The organism is bacterium (assembly GCA_023150945.1).
In the GTDB taxonomy this organism is placed as follows: domain Bacteria; phylum Zhuqueibacterota; class Zhuqueibacteria; order Zhuqueibacterales; family Zhuqueibacteraceae; genus Coneutiohabitans.
Window position 1 is genome coordinate 66492 of sequence record JAKLJX010000023.1, and the last position, 25658, is coordinate 92149.

Sequence of the window (25658 nt, forward strand, 5' to 3'; positions counted from 1 at the left end):
GGCAATCCTCCCGTTTCATTGGCGATCATGCAGAATGATCTCAGTAATCTCCACCAGCCGTACGGTGATGCCCCAGGGCCGGGTTTCCGTCTCCAGCGTGCTTCTCAGCTTGTCGATGAGCTTGCGCCGGCCGGCGAGCAGCTCCATCGCCGGGAAGTCACCGCATTCGTTGCGCAGCGTCGCCCGCACGAGCTGCAGAATCGCGGTCTCATAATTGTCGATGTCGAAGGAGGCCTTGACCGGATCGGTGATCTTGAAGTACACCACCGTATCGATCGTGCAGCGCACACCATCGCGCGTGAAGACGTCCTCCCGCGGATAGTCCTTCACCTGTTCTTTGACCGGCACGGGTGCGCTCGGCCTTTCGTAGAGGCCCCAAAAACTCAAGCAGGAGCCCAGCCCCGGTCCGGCGGTGCGCAGGTACTTGCCCAATGCCGTGATCAAGCAAACATACCCCTGCGGCACGCTGAAGTACTTGCGCACTCCCAAAGTCACCAGCGTGAGCAGAAAGCAGAGCGTCGTGTTTCGCTCAACATTGTTCATAGCGCCTCCCCTTGGTGATGAGCATGAAGTTCGGCGAGATAGTTGCCGTCTTCCTCTGCGATGAGCACCTCGCACTGCCAGCCGGCGCGGGCGGCGTGCTCCTGCAACGTCCCGACATCCACGTGCAGCCAGCCGCACGCAGTTCCGCGCTGACCCTGAAACTCAAACTGCATTCTGATTTCCCCGATATACCTTCCTGCCTGTTGGTTGGCGCGATGATAAGCGAGGTTCACCGGATTAGCCGTTACCCGGACATCGAGAGAATCCAGCAGAATGCGGCCGTCTTGCGCTAGCAACTGCTGTGCGCGCGCGAGAAAACGATCCAATCCGCCGATCGTCTCCACCATTCCAATGCCATGGCCCATGAGCAGAAGCGTGTCAAAACCGTGCTCATCGAAATCAAAGAGATCGACACAGCGCGCCTCGCGCACGCCGCGTCGCCGCATGATTTCGACTGCCGCGGGATTGACGTCGAGGGCGGTGACCTGCAATCCTTTTTCTTGCAGAATCAAGCTGTGCACGCCCGTTCCGGCGCCGGCGTCGAGCACGCGGCCGGTGCAACGGGCGAGTGCCGCATTTTCAATGCGGCTGAATTGTGCCGGCTCCCGAAAAAAGACGCTGATCGGCAGCGGCGATTCCTCGCCGTCATCCCGGCGCACCAGCACTTGCGCGCCGGTGTCACCTTTGAAATAAGCCCACAGCGCTGCGCCGTAGGGTGCCATGGCATGGGGATTCATCTGGCTTCTCCGACTCTTTGCACCGCATGTGATTGTCTCTGCCAACACGCCCTCCGCGCGAGAGCCTGGGTCGCCGCCGATGGGGTCATTGCAGCATGAGGACTTTTCGCGCCATCACTTCTTTGCCTGCCTGCAGCCGCACGAAGTAGACACCGCGGGCGAGCCTGCGCCGGCCGGCGTCGCAGCCGTCCCAAAGCAGGCGATGCCGGCCGGCTGACAGTATGCCGTGGACCAGGCTGCGCACAACGCGACCCGCCAGGTCAACTACGACCAGTTCGACGCCAGCCGCCTTCGGCAAATCAAAAGTGATCGTCGTCGTAGCGTTGCAAGGATTCGGCATGGACGGCCACAGCGCAAAAACTTGCGGCCTCTCTTGATCCGACGGCGCAGCCACCACACTGGTGGGCGCGAGATGGAAACCCGCGCGGTAAACCATCAAAGCCTCACCGGTCAAGTTCGCCGGGGCCGGGGCCTCCACCACCAGCCAAGCCGGCCCTGCGTGCAACCCGTTGGTCTCCACCTTTGCAATCACTCTTCCCGGTTCGAACAACGCCAGCGAATCGGCAATGGCCTGCTGACCGGCAGCCGTTGCAATCCACACGCGCAGCGCTGTTGTGCTGTAGGACGCAATCTCCGCGTAAACCGGCCGGCCGATCGACACAGTGTCGGAATGCAAGAGCACGATGGGCATTGGCAGCAGCCCCGAGGCTCGCCAATAGTAAAAGTCCGGCTGCGGATTCTGCCAGTCCACCTCGGCAAGAAAGCTGGCGCTCCATTGCGGCGGCGGAGGGGCATTGGTTTGCAGCATCTCTCGCCACGCTTCATCCGTCAAGCGGTCGGTGGACGGCCAGACGAACTCATGATGGGAAAAACCGGCGCCTCTGGCGATCACCAATTGCCCGGCGATGGAACAGATCGCATATACGCAATAGGGATAGCCCACGCCTTCCTCCAAGACCGTGCCGCTGTTGGCATCCGTATGCACATCCGCGATGACCGGCATGGCATCTTTGTTGTCCGGGCGCGGCCCGCCGGCTGACCGCTCCGCAAATTCCACGATCTCCTCCAAGGCATTTCCGATCGTCAGGATCGTTGCGTAATCTTCTGCAGACAGCGGACGACCTTCCAACTCCTTTTCTGAAATCGCCTGCAGTTGGGTCAGCACGTTGTGCAGGCGTTGCAGGCTGGTTGCGAATTGTGGAAAGAGCAGATCCCGGCTGGCCAGCCCAGTTTGCATGAAAAGTGTCAAAGCAGCCAGGCGCGCATACAAATGGGGATTCGGCTCAACGTATCCTTGCTTGCCAACCGCTTCCGGTTTCATCCCGGTTTCAGTGCCGCTTTGCTTGGCATAAAGAATCGTGTCGTGGCGCAGCTCGGCCCAAGAACCGAGAGCGGCCAACAGGTCTTTGTCAAGCCAGGCAGCGGTTTGCATCCAATCGGGATAGCCTTCACCTTTTGGATATAACAGCGGCATTAAGCAATACAGCCAATTCCAGTAGACATTTTGCGCCCACGTCGTGTCCGCGTAATTGGCAAATTCACGGCGCAACGAATCCAGCTTGACAGGATAACTTGGAAACATCGTCCAATCCGGTGTTTGTTGCAGCAACTCCAGCGCGCGTGCCGAACCGAGCACGGCCATGACATCGAGGCCTGTGGGCATGACACGCAGATCCGGGAGCTTGTCGAATACCAGCTCGTCCAAAACATAAGAATCCGGAATAAAACGCTGTCCCATGATACGAAATCCTGCAGGCTGGCCGGGATATTCAATTTTCGGCCCGGGCAACGCCTGCGCCATCTGGCCAAATTGCGAGAGCAGGTTGCGATCCGCTAACTGATTGGGGGGGGAGTCGAGATAATTCTGGCCATAAACTTCATTGGCAATTTGCAGGTATTGCTCCGGACCAATGTCGTCACTTTTGCCGACAAAGAAAACCGTGGGCTGATAGATGTCATCCCACACTGCGAAGCTGGGCCGGCCATTCACCTGGGTGCGATAAAGCGCCTGGGTCAGGAGAATTGCGCTCAGACTGAATTTCAAGCTGTCCCGGTCAAACGTCATGCGTCCCAGCCACATCATGCTCTGAAAATAGTGGCGCAAAGAGTCGGATTGGGTGTAATGCCCGCGGACGATGTACTGCGTGTAATCTTCATCATATTCGAAAATGGGCGAGGGTGTAAATGGCAGATGCTGCCTGATCAGGTCAAGCTCTTGCTGATAAAGTCCGATTGTTGCCGCAGGCACATAGGTGCTGTCCAGCAGACGGCGCGCGACATTCAGATACTCGAGGTTGCGCCACAGCGCCCACTGGGCGAGGGTGTCGGTGGCAGCAGTCTGTTGCGCCCGGCTTTCCTCGTACAGGGCGGCGAGCAGCGCCTCCAGCCAGCCGTAAAATCGCTGCTCTTCACAAGTCTTCAGTACGCGGTCAAACACCAGATGAAAGGTGTGCAGCATCGCGTCGGTGGTGACGAGAATGGGAAATCCGAGCTCCCGCGCCTCATTGTAAATGTCATACATCTCGCGGTAGCCCGTTCCGCCCTGTGACCGCCGCGGCGAAACAACAAAGTGATTCTGCCGCAACAGGTTTGCCTCACTCGCGGTGAAAGCAAACTGATTGAAGTTGACCACGTTGCTGAAGTCGGGCGCCACTGCCACCGGCGGAAGCGAAGGCTGCACCGTGACAAGATAGGGATGATAAACTCCGAAGGCCGTTGCAACCTCGGCGCGGATATCCGCCAGCATTTGGGCGCTGGCAAAACGAACCCAAAGAACGATTGGCAGCGCTGCAAGAATGGTGTGCCTTTTCATAACAACCTCACGACGTATGCTATCCGACAAGGGTTATCATCATCAAAGTCCCAAATGTCGAATCCCTCTCTCCCGATTGGCGCCAGAGGACACCTCATGTTCTTTTTCGCACGAGACCAAGCGCGGCGGCAATGTCTTCCGCGATCATTCTGCGCTTGCTCTTCTCGATGAAGAAGCTCGGCCCGGCTTGCAGATAGGACGGGAAAGCTCGCTTGCCGCGAAAGTAGTATTTCTGGCCGCGAATCTTGTACGTGGAGCCAGCCGGAATCACACTGCCTTCTCCAGCCCGCTTGGCGATGCAGTTGATGGCCTTGATCGCGACGTCGCCCATGAACATGAACACTTCGACATTGGGGAACAGCGCCAGTTCTTTCTCCAAAATGCGTGAGCATTCTGCGATGGTGCCGGCTTTAATGCCGTATCCCGTTTTGCCGCATTTCACCGCCGTGGTGAGATACACGCCCAAATCGAGAATGTCGCGCATGGTTTTGACCTCGGCGCCGGCATCGTTGAATGCTTGCACAGTAGTCCTCTGAAAAAGAGAATCTCCTTTGGCATAGTAATAATCCTTGGGATTCTCGGGCGCCGCCTCTGAGATCATGATGATGGAAACCTCGTCCGGTTTCACCTCGATGTTGGGGATGGCAAAACACTCGTGCTTGACATCAGCGCACGGAAACTTGGTGCATCCCACGCATCTGTTCACTCGCATTTTTCAATCTCCCTTCAACCCATCCAGAATCCCTTGCGGTGAGATACACCCAGGACTTTTCTGCAAGCGGGACAGAAATAGATGTATCGCTTTCCGAAGAAACTCTCGATTTCACGGCACCAGATTTTCACCAGCTCCTTCAGGCAATGCGGGCAGATGGGAAACACGTCATTCTTCTCTTCAACGGGCAGCATGGGAGCCTCCTTGGTTCACATTTTTCACGCATAGGCAAAGCGTTGGAGTATCATACAAAGTTGCGGCAGCGTACTCAGGATACTTCTGCAGTTGCCCTAGTAAAGGCGACTTCCAGTACAAGTTCGTACTGACCTTCAGAATTCGGATTCTCCATTTTCAAGACTACTCTGTCTGGGGCCTTTTTTGTGAAGGTCTGAATCAGCAGGGTGTCATGCCAATTCATAAACAGCGTTTCCTCGTTGACGAAACGGCAGCTCGCAGTCATGAAAGCCCCGGAATCCTCGAACCACCAATAGCGATAGAGCTTCAGCTTTTCATCCCACGCAAAGATTCCGTGGGCCTGGCATTTGTCGCCGGAAGAAAAAGTTGCGGCATAATCCAAATAAACATACTTATCGTTCAGCGCTCTCTTGAACGTTCCGGTCCCGGCCCCGGTCATCGCCTCGCTGAACGTACTCCTTGGAATGCTGTAATCCAGCAGCCAGTGTCCTAACAAGAAATCGAATTTCTGCATCATCTGCAATAGCTCCTCCCGGCTGTGGGGCTGCACTTTTCACAGAGTGGGCCTGGCGATCCATTCTTCCATCATCCTCAACACCATCGGCCGCATTGCCTCCTCTATCCGTTCGTATTCAGCGGGAGAGTCAGTCCCTTCCGATTGAATGAGGTGATTTGATTCCGGCAAAAATGCTCTGCCTCATGTCAAGCAAGCGTGCCTTGGCACTTGGTTCCAAACTGAAAAACACCTCAAGCCGCTCGCAGGCATATTCCGTGCAATAGGCACAGTTGTCAAGCATCTTCTCACTTGCACACTCCCGAATAAGGCAGCGCTTGCACCCCGAAAATAGTCTACCATTTTTCGTGCGACAGCCGTCACAATCGTTGATCTCTTCCGGCTGATAATTCATCCCATATTGTTCCTTTAGCAGTCGAGCAATTTCAGCCCGCATTCTTCGTTGTTCTGCTTCATTTTCCTGCCTGGTTGCCAGATAGATCGGACACGTGTGGCAGGCTAAACCGCAGTAAGCGATGAGCTCGGCCATGTGATCTCCTTCTACGGTCGCCAATACCACGGCATCCGCAGGGAAGAATTCGTTTCATAAAGCCGGCGGACTTCCGGAAATGAATTGTCACCCTCATTAATGAGTTGAGCAACACTGTCGAGCAGAGCATATTCGCTCTCGCTCAATTGGCTGACCTCTTTTTCTGAAAGCCTATTCGTATCCCATGGGAGAAGCTCAAACTTGTTCAGCGCCATGAGGTCAAGAAGTAGTTCTGACAAAACGAAGTTCCATCCTCCTATCCACTCATTTGCTCCTCCGCCAACTCCAAATTGTTTGGGATTCAGTTCTCCTTTGCGGCACCGCTGCCATGCCTCGGCGCCGGTCATGAAGGTGCCTGCCGGCAAATCGAGGGGGTCAAAATCAATGTGCCACTTCTGTTTCAGATCGCTGTCCATTTCCGCGTCAACTTGGACCCACCGCCGCTGGGTCGGATTCCAATACTCGCAAATCCAGTGGTCATGATGACGGACAGGCGAGTGATGTGTTTCAAATCCGCCTCGGGCGCGTGCCGGTATCTTTTTGTGCCTTAACAACGAGCAGGTGAGCACGGCGAAATGCCGGCAGCTTCCGATCAAACGTTTGTCAGGCGGACGCAATTCGACGAGCGCTCGATCATCCATTGCCGTAATGCACTTGAGCATGTCTTCGACTTTGCGCAAATTCTCTTCGTGCTGTCGTCGTTTTCTGGGAAGCTCAAACCCCAGCGCCCCGGCGTGGTCACTTCCAATAATCACACCTTGCACGGCTTTGACGATTTGTGATACCTCGCTGGAAATGTCTTCGTATAAATGTACAAATTCTCCCGCATCGGTAATCGCGCTCTGAGCAGAGTAATACGCCAGCACGTTGTCTTTGCTCTCTGACAAGTTTTGCCTGCCCTGATGATCATCATTATTTGATTCGGACGAACACGCGATTTGGGATAGTATTGAGAATCCCATTAATAGCGTGAAAAGGAAGTGTATTTTCATCATGACAGCAAAAGTTCGGCGCGCGACTTCCGTCTGTTTTACAGATTCCTTGCGTTCGATTTCTGCCGGCTCTATGAATTTATCATGCTGGCAACTCCCATGCGTCAAGCTGCTGCCCACAACGGCACCGTTTCTGATACCAGTAGATGGCCGCAGCACAGCTTTTGCATGACCATTCCTGCTGTTGCGCCAGCAGCCATTTCTCGACGCCGTTCTTCTTGATGCACTCGAGATTCGGTTGCATCGTCCAGTGGTGCGGCCATTTGTCGTTCATGAATTCATGCAGCGCCTCGCAGGGATAGTCGAGGCAAAAACAGCAGAAATCAATGTTCTTTTCCCTGGCGCATTGCCGGAACGAACATTGTTTCACCCAATCATCCACCCGGTCACTCCGACAGCCATCGCAGTCCAGGGCCCCGCAGGCACCGCAATAAAGGCCGCAGGGGCCAGATTGTGATTTTTTCATGCTATTCTCCTTCTAAAGGAGGGTGGGCTTTTCAGTCCACGCGCGCATTGCGGACAAGAAAGTCCGCGCTCCTCTTTTGCACGGGATCTTCGAGACTCCCAGCCAAGTGTCCTTATCTCACCAGAACCATCTTTCGGATTTGCTGCAACAGCTCTTCTCCTTCGGATGATTTGACAACCATTTTGCAGAAATAAATTCCACTCGGCAGCACAGAGCCGGTATCATCGCGGCCATCCCACTCCACTCCGTAATAGCCGGCGGCTTGGGATGCAACGGTTACCAAGCTCCGCACTTCTTGTCCCAGTACGTCGTAGATCGCTATGACAACATTTGCTGTCTGGGGCAATTGATATCGAATTTGCGTGGCGGGATTGAATGGGTTGGGATGATTCTGCAATAGCTCGCAGCGAGCAGGTACAGAAGCTCCCCGGGGAAAGGCCACGATACCAGACGGAAAACCATCGAAACGGTAGTCATTTTCATAAATCTTTTGCGCCGCGTGCTTCAGTTGAAATAGATTTGGCGCGGCATGTGAATTGGAATTGAGGCCTTCCAGAGCATCGTAGGCATGCACCATTGCCACCGAGACCCGTTCTTCGCGCCCCTTATGAAGTGCAAACGGCCCCGATCCACATGTCAGAATCAAATTAGAGATGTTGCCGGAATAGCTGACCAGTGAGTCCTCACCGATCAATTCCCACATCGATTTGTCGCCCCGGAACCAATGATATTCCGAAGCGTGACTCGGCATCGGAAACATCCCGACTGCCGTCAAGCCGATCATGTCCGATTCAGAAACATCCGTAGCAGCAAAATCAGGCTCACCTCCCAAACCTTCCGAAAAGTCGGGGCGGTGATTACATTCGCCTGCATCCGGCCCGCCATAGTTCAAATCGCCCGGGCCAATACCATCCAGGCCCACATCATCTCCGGCATCTTCGTCCAAATCGTATTTGCCGTTCGCATTCGCGTCATTGCCATCATCCCAATCCTGGTCTTCGTCGGCGTCCCAGTGGTCGCGAAGGTTTTCCAATGTTAGATTGTAGTGCGCCAGGAACTTCGCCAGATCGGCAATTCCTTCCTGAGGTCCAATAACCCGCGTCGCGACATTGTCTCTTTTTTCGTCAACCAAGCCATCGTCATCATTATCGCGTTGGTCGAAAGAAAGCCCGGGCGTTTCCAATAACGCGAGGCCAAACGTACCCGTGGGCAAACCACCATTCCCGATTCCATTGACATCCCACGAATAGACCATATCGATCAGCGTGTCAAAGTGGCCAAGCTCGTCGTCCGCACTGTCGCCGCCAATACCACTATCAATCCAAAAGCCAACGGCGATTTCGGGCAAATCGTAATCTGAGATATTGGCGATCTTGTATTCCCAAAAGATGATATCACGGACGGCCTCATGGTTCCATTGGAAGCCGCGCACCTCGGCACGAATGCCCAGTCCTCCCCAAGGTTTGCCGCGCTGAATGGTACAATACTCGGGGTGTATATCGCCAATTCGAACGCCCGGACGAGGATAATATTTGATTCTATCCTGCACGCCCAAATATTCCTGATCATGGGCGTCATTGACCACAAAGTACGTCTCGAGGTCGGCATACTGCACGCCTCTGCCAAAGCGCCCATTCCACTCGCCGGGCCAGATAAGCGCATCGTCTCGAGAAGGCCAACCATTTGGCGGCCACGAGCGCGGATCGTTGCTCATGGCAGGCTTGTCGTGGAGCGCATTGAAGTAGCCGAATACCGGATAGAAACCCCATTCGACCGTGCCGGTTGGATCGCGATCCATTTCTTCGCGGTAACTGGTTTGCAGAAAATAGAGCGTATCAAGGTCCGTTCGCGAGCTGATAACGGCCGGATCCGTTACAGGAATCGAATCATGCTCGACATATACTCTGGCGCCGATCATGAACCCAACGCCGTTCAGCATCTTGGTGCCATTGGCATTATTCGGCCATCGTGAGACGTCCGGACGGGGCCAGTCGGAAAGTTCCGTCGTGTTGCGAAAATAGAGAAAGACGCGATCGCCGGTCAAATAGCCTGCGCGTTCGGCGGCAATGTCACCTGCCGGATCGTCCGGACCTTCGTAGGTTTTTCCTTGGGCGAACAATCCGCCGAACGAGCAGTGCATGACGAACAAGATAAATACAAGTTGATGCCGCTTCATTTTCAGGATCTCCGAGACATAGAGAACTTCGATTTTTTGGCTATTCGCTGCCGTGAACGTCTCTTCCACACGAATGTGTAGATCGTGGAATCCGTACGACCCTTCGGCCGTAGCCTTATCTTACCAGAACCATCTTTTGAATTTGTTGCAACAGTGCTTTTCCTTCAGTTGATTTGATAATCGCTTTGCAAAAATACATTCCACTCGGAAGTGCAGAGCCGCCATCATCACGACCATCCCACCCAAAATGATGTTGGCCGGCTGCTTTCCACTCGGCTAACAGCGTTCGCACCTTTTGGCCGAGGAGATTGTAGATCTCCAACGTTACCAAGCTTCGCGCAAAGAGTTCATAGCGAATATTGGTTGCGAGAGTGAGCGGATTGGGGAAAGCCGGTGACAACACGAAAACTTGGGGCAAAACCGGTTGGGTTGATTCTTCTCGTTCCGCCACGGAAGTGATGATATCCTGATAGCGAAAAATCCCGCGTGTGGTGCCGACAAACAAGACCCTTAGATCCCACCGATCCAGCGCGGCACAGAGCACCACCCGCTCGGGGAGTCCGTCGCTGATATCCAACCAAGTTTCGCCATGATCGCTGCTCTTGAAGACACCCTGCCCTCTCGTCGCCATATACCAAGTGCCCGGCTGCAACGGATGGGGCAACAGACTCACAACGAACCGCTGCCAGCGCACCAGCTCCCAGGTTTGTCCATCATCGTGGGTGCGATAGATGCCGTCCGAGCGCGTGCCGGCATTCATCGCGGCATACACATCACAACGAGGGCCCAACCACGAACGCGGCGGCATGATGACCCAAGACATGTCATAACGACCGAAGCTGTGCCGCCAGGTTTTCCCGCCGTCTCGGGAAATATGAACGCCAGCAGAAGTCGCGAGCACGACATAATCGCGGTCTACCTCATCCACCTCGATGCAGTTGATACGAGTTGCGGTCGTGTCACCCGGCGTCAAATCGAAGCTTTGCCAAACCGAATCCTGGTACACGTAAAAACCATCGCGCTTGTAAAAAGGATTGAAGGCGCCGGCGTAGGCAATGCGCGGGAAACTGGGAGGCACTTTCAAGGCCGAAACGGCCACTTGGGGAAATTTCGTGTCGATCCACTCCTGGCCGCCTTTTCTGTTGTAGCAGATGCGGCCCAGCCGCTCCTCTGGAATGGGCGTGAATTCTTCCGTGCCCAGCCACAACACCGGCCACGGCCAGCTCATGGGTGGATCCATCTCCGCGCGGATGTGCGTGACCGGCACTGAAGGATTTTCACCAAAGCGAAGTTGACTCCAATGTTCACCACCGTCCGTTGTTTCGAAAGCGCCGGCATTCGTTCCAGCAAAAAGAGAATAGGTGTAGAAAGGATGGGGCGCAATCGCGTTGATGTTGGCGTCCGGCAGATCGCCCGTAATGGCACTCCAACGTCCCTTCAAAATCTCCGGCAGCGAATAGAAAATCACAACCCACTCGGCGGTAGAAAAATCAGCCGCTCCCAACGAAAAGGAATGGAGATAAAACAGGACGCCGAATTTTTCGGTCGTGAACCGGGAAAGAGGCGTTGAAGTTTTGGCCGCTTCCCAAACTTCACCAACGTCGGTGGAATCCCAGTCAAAATTTCTCACATAGGCGAGGTGTGCCGGACGATCGATATACGGCCCCGGATCTCCCGGCGGCACAAGGCACTCCGGCGTTGGGAAGATATGCTCGCCCATGCCGGACCACACGGTGGAGGCCTCGTAGATGACCTGGCCGGTTTCGCTGCTGCGCATCGTCGTGCGGCCAAAGTCCGTTGGCGGAACGATCTTGACGAACACGGTGCCATGAGGCACTTCGCCGGCTTGCGGCGGGGAAACTTGATAAGGCTGGGTGAGATAGTAGATCTGCTTGAAAGCGAGGGTCGAGTAATTCAACCGCACCACAAGGAATTGCACTTCATCGGAAGCAACAGCGTGTGCAAGAATTGATGGCGCAAAGCCCACGAGGGCAAACACGAGTAAAACGAATCTGCGCATGATACCATCTCCCGGAGCACAAGCTCGGTGAAGTATCTGAAACCTCCCGGCGTTTCGTTGTGCTCCTCATATCTCAACGAGTCACATGAAACACTCCGATCTTCCTGCTCTTGGTCAGATTGAAAGTCCGGCCAGCCGTGGGTGTCCCTCGCACGATCACTTCGCAAGCTCTTTTCTTGAAATTGGCACCCGCCTCCGGCGAAAGCCGGCGTGAATCGTGCTGGCCGGAGCCAGCTATCATCACTTCGCAGCCCTTTTCGTAGATGTACTTCGCCTCGTCCAAAGACAAAATGTGCGAAGTTCCGCAGACTCGCTTGGCAAGTTTCGGCTGGCGGTTCTTGATGTCTTCCGACAGGCAAATGAGCACGCCATGCGCATGAGTCTTTCCGGCGATGGTGATCGCGCCGAATCGGTTGTTTTCGATGGTGAGAAGCATGATTGCCGATCCTCCCCTCAGTCATTGTACTTCACCATGCGCAGCAAAGCTCCCGACTATTCCGCCGTCAGCATCTGCAAGAGCGCCGACGCATTTCGCGGAGCGTAGCCATTGACATCGTTGTTGAAAAAAATGTAGACTTTGGCCGCTCCCAGCGTCGCCATTCTCCGGGCCACGGTCGCAATCTCGCGCAATTCCGGAAGGGCGTACTCGTAGTTGTACCACTGCCGGCGTCCATGCAGGCGGACATAAGCGACTTCGGAAGTGACCCAGTCCACTAGCTCGCTCTTCGGAGAATCGACGGCGCAGAAAACCGCACCAGTTTCCTTGAGCAAGTCCTTGATTTCCTCGGTGAGCCATTTTTGGTCACGAAACTCCACTACGACTTTTCTGGAATCGCCAAAAGCGAGAAGTGCTTGCTTGAGCCGGTCCGGATCATACGCCGAGTTGGGCGCAAGCTGCAGAAGAATCAAACCCAGCTTGTCTGCGAGCAGTGAGGCCGATCGCCAAAAACTCCTGATTTCCTCTTCCGCGTCTATGAGGTGCTTGCGATGCGTGATGAATCTGGGAACCTTCAACACGTAACGGAATGCTGCCGGTGCCTGTTCGCGCCATTGGTGATAAGTCTGATCCTTGAACGTCCGATAGAATGTTGCATTCACTTCAACGGTTGCGAATTTCTTGGCATAGTATTCAAACCACCGGCGCTTCGGCCATGCTTCAGGATAGAAGATTCCCTGCCACTCTGGGTAGGACCAGCCGGAAGTGCCGACGAGGAATTGTGCTTTTGCTTTGCGCATGATGAGATCGCCGGAGGCCCTTGCCGCACTCCTGACCTATGCCGCGATGGCATGGCAGTGGGAATTGGCCGGCCTATTTTTTCTCTTCTGCCAATTGCGCCTGGCGACGCATTTGATCGATTTTCGCTGCGACCTGGGCCACCATCTCCTGGAAGCGCGCCTCCGTGTGCACGTTCTCCAGCAGGGGATCAATCAATGCCCAACGATACTCCAGCCAGCCGGCAGCGATTGCTTGCTCGAGCCAGTGATAAAACTCTGCCTTCTGGTGGCGCGCTGCATGGATGCGTGCCAGATCATAGCGCGGCCAGCCCCTTTCATTCCCCGCAGCGATTCGCGCCTGGCAGTTCGCGGCAAAACGATCGAACATCTTGCCGGCTTCATTCTCCCTCCCGGTCTTCAGGTAGACATACGCGAGCTCCAGCGACTGAAATGCCGGATTACCCGCGATGGTTTTGTCAAAACAACTCATGGCCTGCTGATAATCCTGCTGCAGCAGAGGCGACAAACACAAAACTTGGAAATAGTTCGGCGCGACCGCGAGTATCTTCCTCCGGATGATTTCGGCGGCTTGTGATTGCCCTTCCTCCAGGTAGAGTTGCCACAGTCGTTGATAACTCCTGAGATAATCCGGCGCCAGTTCCACGGACTTCTGGAACCATTTCTCAGCATTGACCTTGTCAGCCAAGCTCATATAGGCTACGCCAAGGGCGCTCGCCGCACTTGCCGAAGTCGGAGCCAACACGAATGCCTTTTTCAGCCAGGGCAGCGCGGCAACGGGGTCTGTTTCCAGCAGCACCCAGCCCACATTGACTGTGGCGGGAAAGTGATTGGCATTCAGCTTGATCGCGTGCAGGCTGGCTTCCAGGGATTTGTGCAGCCATCCCTTGTAGTAGTAGGCAAGCCCCAGCGCCTTGTATCCTTCCGCCAAGTTCGGATCCAGCGTGATCGCGCGTTGGCTCAGCACAATGGCTGAATCGAGCAAATCCCTCTGCGCGCAAGCATCGGCGAGTCCGGCATACGCGAGCGCATACCCCGAGTCCTGCTCGAGCGCTTTGACGAAGAGACTGCCGGCCATTTCGTAGGATTTGCGATCATGGCGATAGTAGTACTCGCGGCCTTTGAGATAGAAATCATATGCGGTAATATCTGTGGTGGGCTTTTTCGCGGCCTGGCCGCTTTCCGCAGAGGAGAGCCTGGCCTTGAGCGCGCCGGCAATCTGCCGGGCAATATCACTCTGAATGGCAAAGATCTCCGTCATTTCTTCATCGTAGACTTCCGCCCAGAGATGGCCTTCGTCGTGTGCATCGATCAACTGGGCGGCGACCCGCACCTGCTTGCCCGAGCGTCTGACACTTCCTTCGAGTACCGTGGCAACATCAAGCTCCCTGCCGATGTCACGAATGCTGCGATAGACACCCTTATACTTCATCACGGAAGTTCTGGAAATCACCTTCAGATCGGCAATCTTGGCAAGCTCAGTGATGACATCTTCCGTGATGCCATCACTGAAGTACTCGTCTTCGTGGCTGGTGCCAAGATTGACGAAGGGAAGAACGGCGATGGATTTTCGATCAGTCGGACCGGCGTCACGTTGCAACAGAAAAATCCAGATGACGAGGGCGAGCACAACCAAGCCGGCAGCGTACCAAACCAGGCGTCTGCGGCGTTGTGAGTCCGGTGCGAAAGGCCGCTGCCGGGCGCGGGAAGCGGGCGGCGTTTGCAGGGCGCGCAAGTCCAAAAGCAATTCGTTGATCTGCTGGTAGCGATCGGTTGCTTTCTTGGCAAGGCACTTGTTAATGATGCTTTCAAGTTCTTGGGGAACGTTTGCGCGCAGACTGGTAGCCGGCCGGGGAGTTTCGTTGAGAATGGAATACACCACCGCCTGTTCATAATCGCCCTTGAACGGCAACTGTCCGGTGAGCATTTCATACAACATCACGCCCAAGGACCAGATGTCTGTGCGATGATCCACGGCTTCACCCTGCGCCTGCTCCGGAGACATATAAGCTACCGTGCGAATAGCCGTGCCAGCCCTGGCCAGCCCTCCCTGATCACCTAATTTGGCAAGGCCGAAATCCAGTATTTTTATCACACCATCTTTGGTGATCATTACGCTGCCGGGCTTGATATCGCCATGGACAAGGCCATTTTCATGCACCTTTGCCAGTCCCTGCGCAATCTGCATAGCAATATCAATGGCGCTGTCCACTGACAGCTGGCCACGAGCTACTTTCTTTTTCAGCCTTTCGCCATCATAATAAGCGATGACGATGAAGAGACGCCCATCCGCTGTTTCGCTAAATTCATGAACAGAGCAGATGTTGCGATGATCCAGCGCCGAAGCCGCTTGCGCTTCATGAATGAAAAGCGCTTTCACTTCGGGAGCACGAGTAAATTCAGGCGGGACAAATCTGAGCGCAACAATGCGCTTGAGTTTCAAATCTTCGGCTTTGTAAACTGCGCTCAACCCGCTGCCGCCGAGCTGTTCAATGATCTTATAGTGGGAGATAGTTTGGCCGATCATCTCTGCTCCATCATTTCCACCTGCTGGCGCATCTGGTCCACTTTCGCTTTTACGTGTGCCATCATTTGCCTGAACCGCTTATCGTTGTGTAGATTTTCTAGTAATGGATCAGTCATCCCCCAGCGATACTCGATCCACCCAGCGTCGATGGCTTTTTGTAGCCACTCATAAGCTTCCGCTTTCCTGTTTAGAGCTGCACTTATACGTGCCATATCATAGCGTGGCCAGTACCTTTCATTTCCTCGTTCGATATTCGCCTGACACCGTTTGGTAAACAAATCGAATATCTTTTGTGCTTCGCCTTCCTTACCTGTTTTTTTGTAGAAGTACGCCAGATCTAAAGATCGAAATTTCGGATCGATTGAAACTGTTTTCTCATAGTATTCCTTTGCCTGTACATAGTTATGATCCAGAAGATAGGACAGGCCTGTAGCCTGGAGATAATTTGGCGCATTCGCTAAGAGTTTCTGCTCGATTTCCTTAGCTGCATCATATCGTCCTCCTCGCGAATACAACTGCCATAATTTCAAGTAATTTCTCCAATAGTCTGGCGCAATTTCTATGGACTGCTTAAACCATTTTTCTGCATTGGCCTCGTCACCAAGAACCATATAGGCCGTGCCAATGGCGCTCGCGCTGGTCGCAGTGGTCGGATCCAGCATGAATGCCTTTTTGAACCAGGGCAGGGCTTCAACCGGATTGGTTTCGATCAGCACCCAACCCACATTGACGATGGCGGGAAAGTGATTTGCATTCAGTCTTATCGCGTGCAGGCTGGCTTCCAGGGATTTCTGCATCCAGCCTTTGTAATAATACGCGAGCCCCAACGATCTATAGGCCTCAGGAAGTCTCGCGTCCATCGCTATCGCACGCCGGCTCAGGGTGATGGCGGAATCCGCCGATTCTCTCTGCGCGCAAACATCAGCCAGCCCCGCGTAGGCGAGAGCGAAGGTTGAGTCAAGCTCAAGCGCTTTCACAAAGAAACCACCAGCCATCTCATAGGCTTCTCTGTAATGCCGATAATAGTATTCACGCCCTTTGAGATAGTAATCATACGCTGTGATGTTTCCTGTGGGCTTTTTTTCAATTTGTTTCTTTTCGGGAGATGAAAGTTTTACCTTAAGCGCCATGGCGATCTGCACTGCGATTTCAGATTGAATGACAAAAATATCTGCCATCTCTTTATCATAAGTTTCTGCCCAGAGCAATCCCTCATCATGTGTATCAATCAACTGGGCAGCGATACGAACCTGGTTTCCTGCACGCCTGACGCTCCCTTCAAGCACTGTTGCAACGTCAAGCTTCTTGCCAATATCAGGAATATTTTTGTCGACTCCTTTGTACTGCATCACGGACGTCCTTGAAATCACTTTCAGGTCGGCGATCTTCGTCAGCTGTGTAATGACGTCTTCGGTTATCCCATCGCTGAAATATTCATCTTCTTTGCTCTCACTCAGATTGCTGAAAGGAAGGACGGCAATGGATTTTCGGTCAATTGTCGGGGTCTTCGGGATAAAGACTACATACCCGACGAGCAAAGCCAACACCACCACACCGGCGCCATACAGATAGGCAAGTTTTCGCGGCGGCTGCGCACTTCCGGCGAGTGATCGTTGGGAAGCGCCATATTCCAGCGATTGTTTGAGCGCGCGCAAATCGGCCAGGAGCTCAGTCATTTGCTGATAGCGATCAGTCGCTTTCTTGGCAAGGCACAAATTGACGATGCGTTCGAGTTCTGGGGGAACGTTTGCACGCAAACTGGCAATTGGATGCGGCGTCTCGTTGAGAATGGAGTAGATGATCGCCTGCTCATACTCGCCTTTGAAAGGCAACTGTCCGGTGAGCATTTCATAGAGCACGACGCCGAATGCCCAAATGTCGGCGCGATGATCCACGTCCTGGCCATGCGTTTGTTCCGGCGACATGTAAGCGGCGGTGCCGAGGGTTGTGCCCGCTTTAGTGAGCTGCACTTGCCCAGCGAGTTTGGCAAGACCGAAATCCACGATCTTGGCCGCGCCCTCACTGGTCACCATGATGTTGGCCGGCTTGATGTCACGATGCGTCATGCCATGTTCATGCGCCTTTGCCAAACCCTGCGCAACTTGTATGGCAATGTCGATGACTTCCGCCACCTGCAATTTGCCCCTTGCCATTTGCTTCTTCAGCGTTTCACCCGCATAATACGCCATGACGATGAAAAGCTGCCCCTCCTCGGTCTCACCGATTTCGTGGATGTCGCAAATGTTGGGATGATCGAGCGCCGCAGCTGCTTGTGCCTCGTGAATGAAACGCTCTTTCGCCTCCTCGTCACGAGTCAACTCCGGCGGCAAAAACTTGAGAGCGACAAGGCGTTTCAGCTTGGTATCTTCGGCTTTGTAGACGACGCCCATGCCGCCGCCACCGAGTTTTTCGATGATTTTGTAGTGTGATATGGTTTGGCCGATCATGATCAACTCCGACAACCAAATTCTGCGCTTCTGCCGGCTGGCATTCTGAAAACCTTTTATCGATCCTGAATTTTCTTTGCTCGTTTGGCGATGACTCGCTTGATTTTCTGATAAGACGGCGGCGGTCCGGTTCGCACCTGCTTGCCGTCGACAAACAAGGCATCGGCAATGCCCCATTCCATAAAAGTCTCGCGCGGCAAGGTATCAATCGCGCGGAACTCGACCTTGTCGCCCAACTCCGCGGCGGCCCGCTTGGCTCTCTCAAAGACCATATTCTGTGCCGGACACCAGCCGTTGCAAAACGCGGTGACCGTGACCTTGCCGGGAAATCTTTCCGGTTGTTTCTTTGGTCGAACCCATTGGGGCGGAATTGCATCTTCGGTGAAAGGTTTCCACAGGAGAACCTCTCCCAAAAATCCTTGTTGATCGACCTTGAGGTATCCCTGTTTCTTGAACCATGCGGCCTTCATCCAAAACGGCAGGGGAACTCCCCAAGCGGCAATGCCTTTTGCTCCCAATGCTTTCGCATCATCTTCAGCGGCCTGCAACAATGCTGTTCCCATTCCTTTTTTCTGAAAATTTCCCCTGCCCTTTTGGTGGCCGTGTACCCAGATGCAGTTGATGAAGTACAAATGCCTGCCTTCCGCAAAGGCGTGCTCGATGGGCATGTACTGAATCATGCCGCCGACATGGCCCTCATCATCCAGCGCGAGTTTCACGCGGAGACCCTTGTCCTGCATGTAATTGTACCAGACTTCTTTGTGATTGCCCGCCTCTTTGAGTTCTTCATTCCAATCCTCCAGACAGGCAAAATAGAGCGGCTGACGCTCATTGGTGAGATCGATGATTTGCATGGCTCGGCCTCGTTGTTGTAACGGAATGGCCCGCCGCAACCGGCAGGGCAAGACAAGTCCAGGCACCGGCCTGGTTGGCCGAGGACTCGTCCTGCCCGAGAACACAATCAGGCGTGAGTTCATTCCATTTTCACATGTTCGACTGCCCGGTTTTTCTCACGCGATAGCGGATGATGGTGGCGTATTTTTCAGGATCGCCCCGGGAAAACATCGTCGGGCCTTTGAGATATTCTTCTTCATGCTCGCCGGCAACCTCATAGCCTTGCGTTTTGATGAACTCCATCAACCGCGCGACGGTGGGCTGCTCCTTGTCATAAGGCCCCATATGCAGAATCTCCGCAACCTCACCATACTCCCAGGTTGTCAACGAAACCTTCAACTCCCGCGGTGCTTCAAAGCTCGGCAGCTCGGTGGTTGTTTCGGGAACAGGCATGGCATATAAACCCAGCCATTCCGATTTGGGAGTATCCCACGCCAGCGGCCAGCGCGCACGCGGCGCAAGCTGGCCCGGCCCCTTGGCGGTGCCCTTGGTCTTGAAATACACTTGAAACAAAGTCGCAAATGCCTTGCTGCCGGCGACATTGGGATCGCCTTTGGCCTCGACCACGATCATCTTCTGATCTGGTGCTGTTACAATCTGCGGGTTTTTGAGATGCTCGTATTTGGACAAATCCGGGCCCTGTGTCATGTAATAATAGGTCACGGCGATGAGGGCAACAACAGCCACGACCAGAGCAGCAGCGACACCGAGCAGCACTTTCGTGACTTTCTTCATATTGCTTCTCCTCGTTCTTGAGAGGTGAAAAACTCATAACAATGGCGCGACATGCCGCGGGGGTTCCATACACCGCGCCACCACCAGACCGGCCAGTGTCCAGGAAATGAAGTCATTCGCAGCCAACAACGGCGCGGAGCGCCAGGGCAACCCACCGATGCCGAATCTTACCGGACCGCCGATAACAACGAACGACAAATCGATGGCGGCGAAAAAGAATACGCGCCGGGAATAGCTTGAGAGAATCCGGATCGAAGTCACCGAGAGCATCCAGGCCGCAATCATCCTGGTGATGACTGCGCCGCCAATTGCACAACAAGTTCTTACACCGCGCCACTCGATATTCCGGCAATGAGCATTCTTTTCGACACGGTTTCTCACCCTCCGTTGGAGCCACGAATGGCGGTTCGTCGGTCATCCCCAAATGGCTTCTCAGCAAGCGCAAGCGGAAGGATCCAGCTTCGCGCTTCACCAGCTCTTCATAACCTCACCAAAACACTGCAGGCCGCTGCCAATCACGCCGCCGTAGCCGTGGCCGGGCTGCGTCCACGCACCGGCGAGATAGAGATTTTTGATCGGCGTGGCATTCGGCAAGCGTTGTGGTCCGGAGTTGTCGAGCGTTTGATCCCAGCCGTAAATCGCGCCGCGATAGTTGCCGGTGTAACGCACGTTGGTCAGCGGCGTGCCGATCTCCTTCACAGCGATGGCCTTGCGCAAGCCGGGCAACAGCGTCTGCTCCACTTTGTCGATGAGCATGTCCGCGATGCGCTCTTTTTCGGCGCGATACGCTGCTTTGTTGTTGCTGAAATAATCCGCTTCATACTTCTGCCAATGATCATAGCCCTGCAACGTCATGATCGTGAGCGTGTTCTTGCCTTTCGGCGAATAGCCGGCATACACATTGTCATAAAGCGTCAGCGCAAAGCCGCCGTTCTCCACCTCCGCGTTGCGCGAATGCCGATAGCCAGCTTCAGGATCGTATCCGGACTCGAAAAAGATTTCCGTGTCCTGGAGGCCAAGCTCGTTGATCAAATCCTTCTTCAATCCGAGAAAGATTTGAAAACTCGACAGGCTAACGCTGAATTGCGCCATTTTCGCGAGATACTCGCCGAGCGCCGGCTGCGGCTTCATCAGCGTGTGAAACGTGTCGTGGGCGTTGGCATTGGATATCACAACTCTGCTTTTGTAGGATTTGCCCTCTGCAGTGGTGACACCCACGGCAATTTGATCTTGCACCAGAATTTCGTTTACACGCTGGTTCAGCAAAACCTTGCCGCCGTGCTTTTCGATGAACTGCACAAAAGCATTGCTGATCTTCTGCGAACGGCCGCGCGGATAAAACCCGCCGCCGGTGAGATAACCCAGTGTCGGCAAGGCGTAGAAGATGCTGGCAAGCTGCGTGGGCGGCAGACCGTAATACACCCACAGCGCCGAGACGATGGCTTTTAATTTGGGATCGCGAAGGCGCACGGCCATCATCTGCTCCCAGGTTTTGCTGTAGCAGTTGAACAGATGCGGATATTCAGCCGGAAAGCTCATCATGTCCACTTGGCCCGCGGCGCGTGAAAATTTATTGATATCCTCGGACAGCCCTTGCATGTCGGCGAACAATGCTGCGATGCCCGTCTTTTCTGCGGGGAAGTGGCCGGCGAGCAGATCGATATAGCCGGGGAGATTGCGCTGGGGGACGCGAATATCATGTTCGGGAAAGATGATGCGATACAGATTGGGATGAGGAACAAATTCAACTTCGCTGATTTCGGGAAAGCCGGGAATGAGATTGTGCATGCCGCCGCGTTCGCCGACGGTGGTGGAATGCAACGACACATCAAATTCAAAACCGCCGGGCCGCGTGAACGTCGTGGCATATCCGCCGGGGCGATCGTGCTTTTCCAAAACCAGTGGCCGGAATCCCTGGCGGGCGAACGCTGCGGCGCAGCTCAGTCCGCCGAGTCCCGAGCCGATGATGATGGCGTCAAATTCATTATCACTTATTTGCGCGCCAGCGCCTCGTGGCAAAATGCTCCAATCCAGAGCGAGAGTGGAAACGCCGGCGATTAGTGTTTTGATGAAATCTCTTCTCTTAATCTCATCGCTCAACATAACTCATCCATCTCCTTTCAGACTTCTCTTCACCTTTTTTTCCGTTTGAAACTCAACTCGCCCGCGGCCTTGAGCGGCGGCAACATCGGCGCTTTTTTCTGGTGATATTCCTCCATGCTCTTCAAGATGTCATCGAGCATGCGCACGGTCTGCAAAATATGCGGACCTTTGTTCAGCATGACGCATTCGGCCTGCTGCGCCATGGCGGCGTCGGAAATCTCCGCGCGTGAGGGTATGCCCTTTTTCGCCAGGGTTTCCAGCACCTGGGTCGCCCAGATGATCGGCAGATGCGCCGCTTCGCAGAGCCACAAGATTTCTTCCTGTAATCCCGCCAAATTTCTCCAACCCGCTTCAATGGCGAGATCGCCGCGCGCAATCATGACACCCACCGGATGATTTCGCATGGCCGCCAGGAGGATGGCCGGCAAGTTGCGGAAGCCGCGCTGCGTTTCGATCTTCACGATCAAACCGAGCTTGGCGCGCAATCGCTTGAGCGCCCTGAGCAAGGCCATGACATCCTGCGGCCCATTCACAAAAGAGAGACTGACTAGGTCGGCATGCTTGGTGGCGAACTGGAGGTCACGCTGGTCTTTGTCCGTCAGGCCGGTCAGTTTCAATTCACTCTCCGGAAGATTGATCCCTTTGTCGACGCGCAGCTTGGCACCTTCCTCTTTGGCGTAAGTGATCTCGACTTGCAGAGCATCCTCCGCTGCGGAGCGAATGATGCCCTCGATCTTGCCGTCGTCGAACAGAATCGGTTCTCCAGGTTTGACATTGCGAAAGACTGCCGGCAAGGTGCAGGCAATGTGTGCGGGCCGCAACAGCTCGCCATTCTCATCATAGTGCGCCGGCTCGCCGGGAGTCGGATCGGCATGAAGCACGAGCGTGTCGCCGATTTTCAACATGAGACACTGCTCCACCGCCGGCAGCTCGCCCACGCGCGCCACGACGGCATTCTGGTTGTCGCGATACAGCTCGGTACCCGGCGTGACATAAGCCGAATCGTAGCAACTCGCCCAACGGCCACCGGCTTGCCTTTCGCCAATCACCAACGTGCAGCGTTTTCCGCGCGCATCCGTGAAGCGAATCTTGCCGCCCTTTTCGATATGCTCGAATCCAGCAGTCGAGACGGGAAAAAAGGCATCAGCGGCAGAAGGTGGTTGCACGCCCGCGGCAGCCAGCCAAACGCGCGCCGGAGAGATGACATGGCCGTACCAATCCCGCTGCGGCTGCAGGTGAAGCACTTGCGGCCCGGGTCGCAGCGCACCGGTGCGCAACTTGGGCCCGCCGAGATCCATGCAGATTTTGCAGTTTCTCCCGGTCTTGCGTTTGGCGCGCTTGACGTTGGCGATCATGGCCCGCCAAACCGCTTCATCGTCGTGGGCGCAATTGATACGCGCGCAACTCATGCCGGCGGCAACCAAATCCTGAACCAACGCTTTGTCCGCGGCGGCTTCGTTCGACAGCGTGACCATGATGCGCGCCTTGCTTCCTTTCAGCTTCTTGCCCAGCAGCGCGTTGGTGTTACTGCGCAAGAGCTTTTTGCCTTGCTTGAATGAAACGATCGGCGTCGCATTGTCCGGCGGTTTGAGTTTGGCGAAGCGCGACAGAATTTCTCTGACCGCAAGCAAGCTGGCCATCACGTGGCTCTCGGCGCGGCCCAGACGGGAAACGCCAAGAAAGCCGAGCTTGTCCTGCAAAGCACGAATGTCTTGGGCACGCAGGGCGAGATAGTGCAACAAATTGATGGCCCCCTTGCGGAGCGCCGGGTGCATTCGTGTCAGCGCTGTGCCATACTGCTTTTCCAGCTTGCGCGCATTCTTGCAGATCGCATCGATCTGCGCAATCATCTTCTCGATTCTTTTGCGACCGACTTTCATGGCTCGCCTGCAAATCTGGTACACCGTTACCTTCGATGGGACAGACAGTCTCCTGGGAACTCGTTCGTTAGCGTCGCAGGAATGGCCAGGGATAGCCCCAGAATCTTCACTATTGCCTTTCGGGATGACCAGGGCAGAGCAGGCCTTCAACGTAACAGCTCACAATTTCGGTATGCGCGTGCTCATCAAAACTTTCCAAACTTGAGAGTGACCGCACCCGCCGGGCCGGCCAAATCACCGTTCTGAATGTCGTGAAAATCGGCGCCCGAGATGAGACGAAAGCTGCCGCCCAGGCAGATTCGAAAAAATGTGGTGACATTCAGCTCGACATTCAATGCCGGCTCGAAAACAAAAAAGACGTCACCATTGAAGTCCTCACTATAGCCCCCGCCTTTTTCGCGCTGGTCCACCCCGCCGCCGCCGATGAGCACAAGCATGTTCAGGTGGATCAGTTTGTCGGAGTTCATAATATATTCCAGTTCCAATCCACCATAGCCCATCGTCAAATAAATGGGATTACCCGTAACTGTTCTCCCCTGCTCGATGTTTTCTGTGACCAGGCCGTAGGCGCCGCCGCCGATGGCGAAGGTATGATTGAGAATCCAACCGCCGCGGCCGCCAACCAAAACGCTGAATTCATCTTTGATCTCGGTAAACTTCACCACCGGTGCGCCAAACCCGCCGCTTTCGATTTTGCCCTTGAGCAAGGTTTCTTCCTGCGCCAAAACCGGCAAGGCAGCGCAGAGCAACACTCCAGTCAAAAATCTCTTCATGGCAGCAATCTCCTTCAAAATGGTTTCACACATTCCACATGCCGCGTGATCTTATCTTTGCAATCTATAGAAAAGGTAAGGCGCGATGGTCGTCCAAATCAACACGAGCAGCCACACGCGGCCGGCAAAGATATTATAGTCCTGCAGCAGCTTGCTCCACGGATGGCCGGCCACAAAATGGCCGAAGAGGAATTCAAAGGCAATCGTCATCGCCAGCCAAATGAAGCCAACGGTCCAGGCTTGTTGGGCTGAGGCCAGCGGCCAGATACGACTCAATACCCAAATCACCACGCCGAGCAGGATAATGCCGGTGAGCGTGGAAAGCTGATGCGCGCGCAAATCGCCGAGGCTGTTCTTGTAAACGGCCTCGCGGAGGGCGCCGTTGATGATCGCGGCGACCATCAAAATGAGCCAGGCAAAAGTGTAGCGGAGTATCATTGTTCATACCATTTCAAAATGCGCAGCGCGCGCAAGGTATTCCAGCGGCTGGGTTTTCCAACTTTTTCCATTTCGAAAAAAGTTCTGCCGGGATGTTTGCTTTGCAAAACCCATGTGCCATCCGCGCTGCGTTTCTTTTTGATGAGGGCAATCGCCTCGTCCATGCGAGGATCGCGGGCTAATCTGCAGGCTTGAAAATAATCCAATGCTCGCATGATGTCATAACGCCAGCGCGGCGGAAATGAAAAGCGCGTCATTCTCGAATCGACAACGGCGCCGGTTCGATGCGACCGAAAGAGTTTGTGGACGAGCAGAAATTCAGCGCCACGCTCCTGACTTTTGGCTACAATCTGACAGGGGTGACGCTTTTCGTATTCTCGCAAGCCTTCCAACACGCTAATCGTCGTATGGAATGAGCTGTGCGTGTCGCCATCGTAGGATCGGCAATTCCACCCGCCATCCGGCATTTGTTGCAAGAGAAGATGTTCAACCATTTTTTCAATACGCGTATCAGGAAAATCGAAATAAGCGAGAATCGCCAGCACCATTCCGGTGACGCAGGTTTCACTGTGCTTCATCGCAGTAAAAAAATTGATGCCCCCGTCACGGTAGAACCCTTCATCCATGAGCAGCTTGCAGGCCTTGAGGGCTTGGGGATGATCCGCAGGCAATCCGAGCTGGCGCAGCAGGAGCATGGTGTAGGTTGTCGAAATCCACTTGGGCCCGTAAATGCCGCCGCCCCACATGCCCGATGCAGCTTGACGCGCCAGGAGTCGCGTGCCCCAGCCTTCGGAGGCAATCTTCTTGCGTTCCCGCAGGAATTCGGCCTCACTGGCGCCACAGAGATCGTGCAATGTTTGCCAGCGAATCGCCGGATCACCTGCGAGCAGCCACGTGAGAATAGGATCCTTTGTTTTCATGACAGCAGGAAT

At 54.7% G+C, this 25658-nt stretch carries 24 protein-coding genes; 1 reads left to right on the forward strand and 23 read right to left on the reverse strand.

Annotation, left to right across the window (positions count from 1 at the left end; translation table 11 throughout):
• Window positions 1-15 precede the first annotated feature (15 nt).
• From L6R21_22980 to L6R21_23055, 16 genes are all read right to left on the reverse strand, one after another.
• The gene (locus L6R21_22980; protein MCK6562075.1) at window positions 16-543 is read right to left on the reverse strand and encodes a paraslipin; all 528 of its coding nucleotides are present in this window, start codon (window positions 541-543) and stop codon (window positions 16-18) included.
• A complete protein-coding gene (locus tag L6R21_22985; GenBank protein MCK6562076.1) occupies window positions 540-1280 on the reverse strand; it encodes a methyltransferase domain-containing protein in 741 nt (246 codons plus the stop codon). Before L6R21_22985 ends, L6R21_22980 begins: the two co-directional genes overlap by 4 nt.
• Window positions 1281-1365: 85 nt before the next feature.
• Window positions 1366-4092 (reverse strand): DUF3160 domain-containing protein, encoded by a 2727-nt coding sequence (locus L6R21_22990; GenBank protein ID MCK6562077.1) that lies wholly within the window; start codon window positions 4090-4092, stop codon window positions 1366-1368.
• Between the two features lie 94 nt (window positions 4093-4186).
• The gene (locus tag L6R21_22995; GenBank protein ID MCK6562078.1) at window positions 4187-4804 is read right to left on the reverse strand and encodes a uracil-DNA glycosylase family protein; all 618 of its coding nucleotides are present in this window, start codon (window positions 4802-4804) and stop codon (window positions 4187-4189) included.
• 14 nt (window positions 4805-4818) lie between these two features.
• Complete coding sequence (locus L6R21_23000; GenBank protein ID MCK6562079.1) at window positions 4819-4998, reverse strand: hypothetical protein; 180 nt, start codon at window positions 4996-4998, stop codon at window positions 4819-4821.
• A gap of 74 nt (window positions 4999-5072) precedes the next feature.
• Window positions 5073-5516 carry a hypothetical protein gene (locus L6R21_23005; protein MCK6562080.1) on the reverse strand — a complete coding sequence of 148 codons (444 nt, stop codon included), beginning with the start codon at window positions 5514-5516 and terminating at the stop codon, window positions 5073-5075.
• Window positions 5517-5643: 127 nt separating this feature from the next.
• Window positions 5644-6042, reverse strand: a complete 399-nt coding sequence (locus tag L6R21_23010) for a DUF3795 domain-containing protein (GenBank protein ID MCK6562081.1) — start codon at window positions 6040-6042, stop codon at window positions 5644-5646.
• 11 nt (window positions 6043-6053) lie between these two features.
• Window positions 6054-7142, reverse strand: coding sequence for a transglutaminase-like domain-containing protein (locus tag L6R21_23015; protein MCK6562082.1), 1089 nt, complete (start codon window positions 7140-7142; stop codon window positions 6054-6056).
• Window positions 7117-7500, reverse strand: coding sequence for a DUF3795 domain-containing protein (locus tag L6R21_23020; protein ID MCK6562083.1), 384 nt, complete (start codon window positions 7498-7500; stop codon window positions 7117-7119). The genes L6R21_23015 and L6R21_23020 overlap by 26 nt, the downstream gene beginning before the upstream one ends.
• Before the next feature lie 112 nt (window positions 7501-7612).
• On the reverse strand, window positions 7613-9745 hold the full coding sequence (locus L6R21_23025; protein MCK6562084.1) for a T9SS type A sorting domain-containing protein: 2133 nt from the start codon (window positions 9743-9745) through the stop codon (window positions 7613-7615).
• A gap of 46 nt (window positions 9746-9791) precedes the next feature.
• Window positions 9792-11663: a hypothetical protein gene (locus L6R21_23030; protein ID MCK6562085.1), complete on the reverse strand. Its 1872-nt coding sequence runs from the start codon at window positions 11661-11663 to the stop codon at window positions 9792-9794.
• A 106-nt stretch (window positions 11664-11769) separates the two neighbouring features.
• On the reverse strand, window positions 11770-12132 hold the full coding sequence (locus tag L6R21_23035; GenBank protein MCK6562086.1) for an MTH938/NDUFAF3 family protein: 363 nt from the start codon (window positions 12130-12132) through the stop codon (window positions 11770-11772).
• A 56-nt stretch (window positions 12133-12188) separates the two neighbouring features.
• Window positions 12189-12932 carry a DUF72 domain-containing protein gene (locus L6R21_23040; GenBank protein MCK6562087.1) on the reverse strand — a complete coding sequence of 248 codons (744 nt, stop codon included), beginning with the start codon at window positions 12930-12932 and terminating at the stop codon, window positions 12189-12191.
• A 73-nt stretch (window positions 12933-13005) separates the two neighbouring features.
• The gene (locus L6R21_23045) at window positions 13006-15372 is read right to left on the reverse strand and encodes a protein kinase (GenBank protein ID MCK6562088.1); all 2367 of its coding nucleotides are present in this window, start codon (window positions 15370-15372) and stop codon (window positions 13006-13008) included.
• A gap of 80 nt (window positions 15373-15452) precedes the next feature.
• Entirely contained in the window at window positions 15453-17903 is a 2451-nt protein-coding gene (locus L6R21_23050; protein ID MCK6562089.1) for a protein kinase, read from the reverse strand.
• Window positions 17904-17959: 56 nt separating this feature from the next.
• Window positions 17960-18643, reverse strand: coding sequence for a GNAT family N-acetyltransferase (locus L6R21_23055; protein ID MCK6562090.1), 684 nt, complete (start codon window positions 18641-18643; stop codon window positions 17960-17962).
• Between L6R21_23055 and L6R21_23060 the strand changes: the two genes are divergently transcribed.
• The gene (locus L6R21_23060; GenBank protein MCK6562091.1) at window positions 18536-18778 is read left to right on the forward strand and encodes a hypothetical protein; all 243 of its coding nucleotides are present in this window, start codon (window positions 18536-18538) and stop codon (window positions 18776-18778) included. The two genes, L6R21_23055 and L6R21_23060, sit on opposite strands and share 108 nt — an antisense overlap.
• 109 nt (window positions 18779-18887) lie before the next feature.
• On the opposite strand, the gene L6R21_23065 is transcribed toward L6R21_23060, so the two are convergent.
• From L6R21_23065 to L6R21_23095, 7 genes are all read right to left on the reverse strand, one after another.
• On the reverse strand, window positions 18888-19532 hold the full coding sequence (locus L6R21_23065) for a GyrI-like domain-containing protein (GenBank protein ID MCK6562092.1): 645 nt from the start codon (window positions 19530-19532) through the stop codon (window positions 18888-18890).
• A gap of 33 nt (window positions 19533-19565) precedes the next feature.
• Window positions 19566-19817, reverse strand: a complete 252-nt coding sequence (locus L6R21_23070; GenBank protein MCK6562093.1) for a hypothetical protein — start codon at window positions 19815-19817, stop codon at window positions 19566-19568.
• Between the two features lie 183 nt (window positions 19818-20000).
• Window positions 20001-21551 carry an NAD(P)/FAD-dependent oxidoreductase gene (locus L6R21_23075; protein MCK6562094.1) on the reverse strand — a complete coding sequence of 517 codons (1551 nt, stop codon included), beginning with the start codon at window positions 21549-21551 and terminating at the stop codon, window positions 20001-20003.
• A gap of 113 nt (window positions 21552-21664) precedes the next feature.
• A complete protein-coding gene (locus L6R21_23080) occupies window positions 21665-23515 on the reverse strand; it encodes a pyruvate kinase (GenBank protein ID MCK6562095.1) in 1851 nt (616 codons plus the stop codon).
• A 185-nt stretch (window positions 23516-23700) separates the two neighbouring features.
• Window positions 23701-24288: a hypothetical protein gene (locus L6R21_23085; protein ID MCK6562096.1), complete on the reverse strand. Its 588-nt coding sequence runs from the start codon at window positions 24286-24288 to the stop codon at window positions 23701-23703.
• 51 nt (window positions 24289-24339) lie between these two features.
• Window positions 24340-24726 carry a hypothetical protein gene (locus tag L6R21_23090; GenBank protein MCK6562097.1) on the reverse strand — a complete coding sequence of 129 codons (387 nt, stop codon included), beginning with the start codon at window positions 24724-24726 and terminating at the stop codon, window positions 24340-24342.
• Complete coding sequence (locus L6R21_23095) at window positions 24723-25646, reverse strand: hypothetical protein (GenBank protein MCK6562098.1); 924 nt, start codon at window positions 25644-25646, stop codon at window positions 24723-24725. The genes L6R21_23090 and L6R21_23095 overlap by 4 nt, the downstream gene beginning before the upstream one ends.
• Between the last annotated feature and the right edge of the window lie 12 nt (window positions 25647-25658).

Coding starts and splice junctions, on each gene's coding strand:
- L6R21_22980 (MCK6562075.1), bottom strand. CDS start 543: ATGAACAATGTTGAGCGAAACACGACGCTCTGCTTTCTGCTCACGCTG.
- L6R21_22985 (MCK6562076.1), bottom strand. CDS start 1,280: ATGAATCCCCATGCCATGGCACCCTACGGCGCAGCGCTGTGGGCTTAT.
- L6R21_22990 (MCK6562077.1), bottom strand. CDS start 4,092: ATGAAAAGGCACACCATTCTTGCAGCGCTGCCAATCGTTCTTTGGGTT.
- L6R21_22995 (MCK6562078.1), bottom strand. CDS start 4,804: ATGCGAGTGAACAGATGCGTGGGATGCACCAAGTTTCCGTGCGCTGAT.
- L6R21_23000 (MCK6562079.1), bottom strand. CDS start 4,998: ATGCTGCCCGTTGAAGAGAAGAATGACGTGTTTCCCATCTGCCCGCAT.
- L6R21_23005 (MCK6562080.1), bottom strand. CDS start 5,516: ATGATGCAGAAATTCGATTTCTTGTTAGGACACTGGCTGCTGGATTAC.
- L6R21_23010 (MCK6562081.1), bottom strand. CDS start 6,042: ATGGCCGAGCTCATCGCTTACTGCGGTTTAGCCTGCCACACGTGTCCG.
- L6R21_23020 (MCK6562083.1), bottom strand. CDS start 7,500: ATGAAAAAATCACAATCTGGCCCCTGCGGCCTTTATTGCGGTGCCTGC.
- L6R21_23035 (MCK6562086.1), bottom strand. CDS start 12,132: ATGCTTCTCACCATCGAAAACAACCGATTCGGCGCGATCACCATCGCC.
- L6R21_23040 (MCK6562087.1), bottom strand. CDS start 12,932: ATGCGCAAAGCAAAAGCACAATTCCTCGTCGGCACTTCCGGCTGGTCC.
- L6R21_23050 (MCK6562089.1), bottom strand. CDS start 17,903: ATGATCGGCCAAACCATATCACACTACAAAATCATCGAAAAACTCGGT.
- L6R21_23060 (MCK6562091.1), top strand. CDS start 18,536: ATGCCTGCCTTCCGCAAAGGCGTGCTCGATGGGCATGTACTGAATCAT.
- L6R21_23055 (MCK6562090.1), bottom strand. CDS start 18,643: ATGCAGGACAAGGGTCTCCGCGTGAAACTCGCGCTGGATGATGAGGGC.
- L6R21_23065 (MCK6562092.1), bottom strand. CDS start 19,532: ATGAAGAAAGTCACGAAAGTGCTGCTCGGTGTCGCTGCTGCTCTGGTC.
- L6R21_23070 (MCK6562093.1), bottom strand. CDS start 19,817: ATGATTGCGGCCTGGATGCTCTCGGTGACTTCGATCCGGATTCTCTCA.
- L6R21_23080 (MCK6562095.1), bottom strand. CDS start 23,515: ATGAAAGTCGGTCGCAAAAGAATCGAGAAGATGATTGCGCAGATCGAT.
- L6R21_23085 (MCK6562096.1), bottom strand. CDS start 24,288: ATGAAGAGATTTTTGACTGGAGTGTTGCTCTGCGCTGCCTTGCCGGTT.
- L6R21_23090 (MCK6562097.1), bottom strand. CDS start 24,726: ATGATACTCCGCTACACTTTTGCCTGGCTCATTTTGATGGTCGCCGCG.
- L6R21_23095 (MCK6562098.1), bottom strand. CDS start 25,646: ATGAAAACAAAGGATCCTATTCTCACGTGGCTGCTCGCAGGTGATCCG.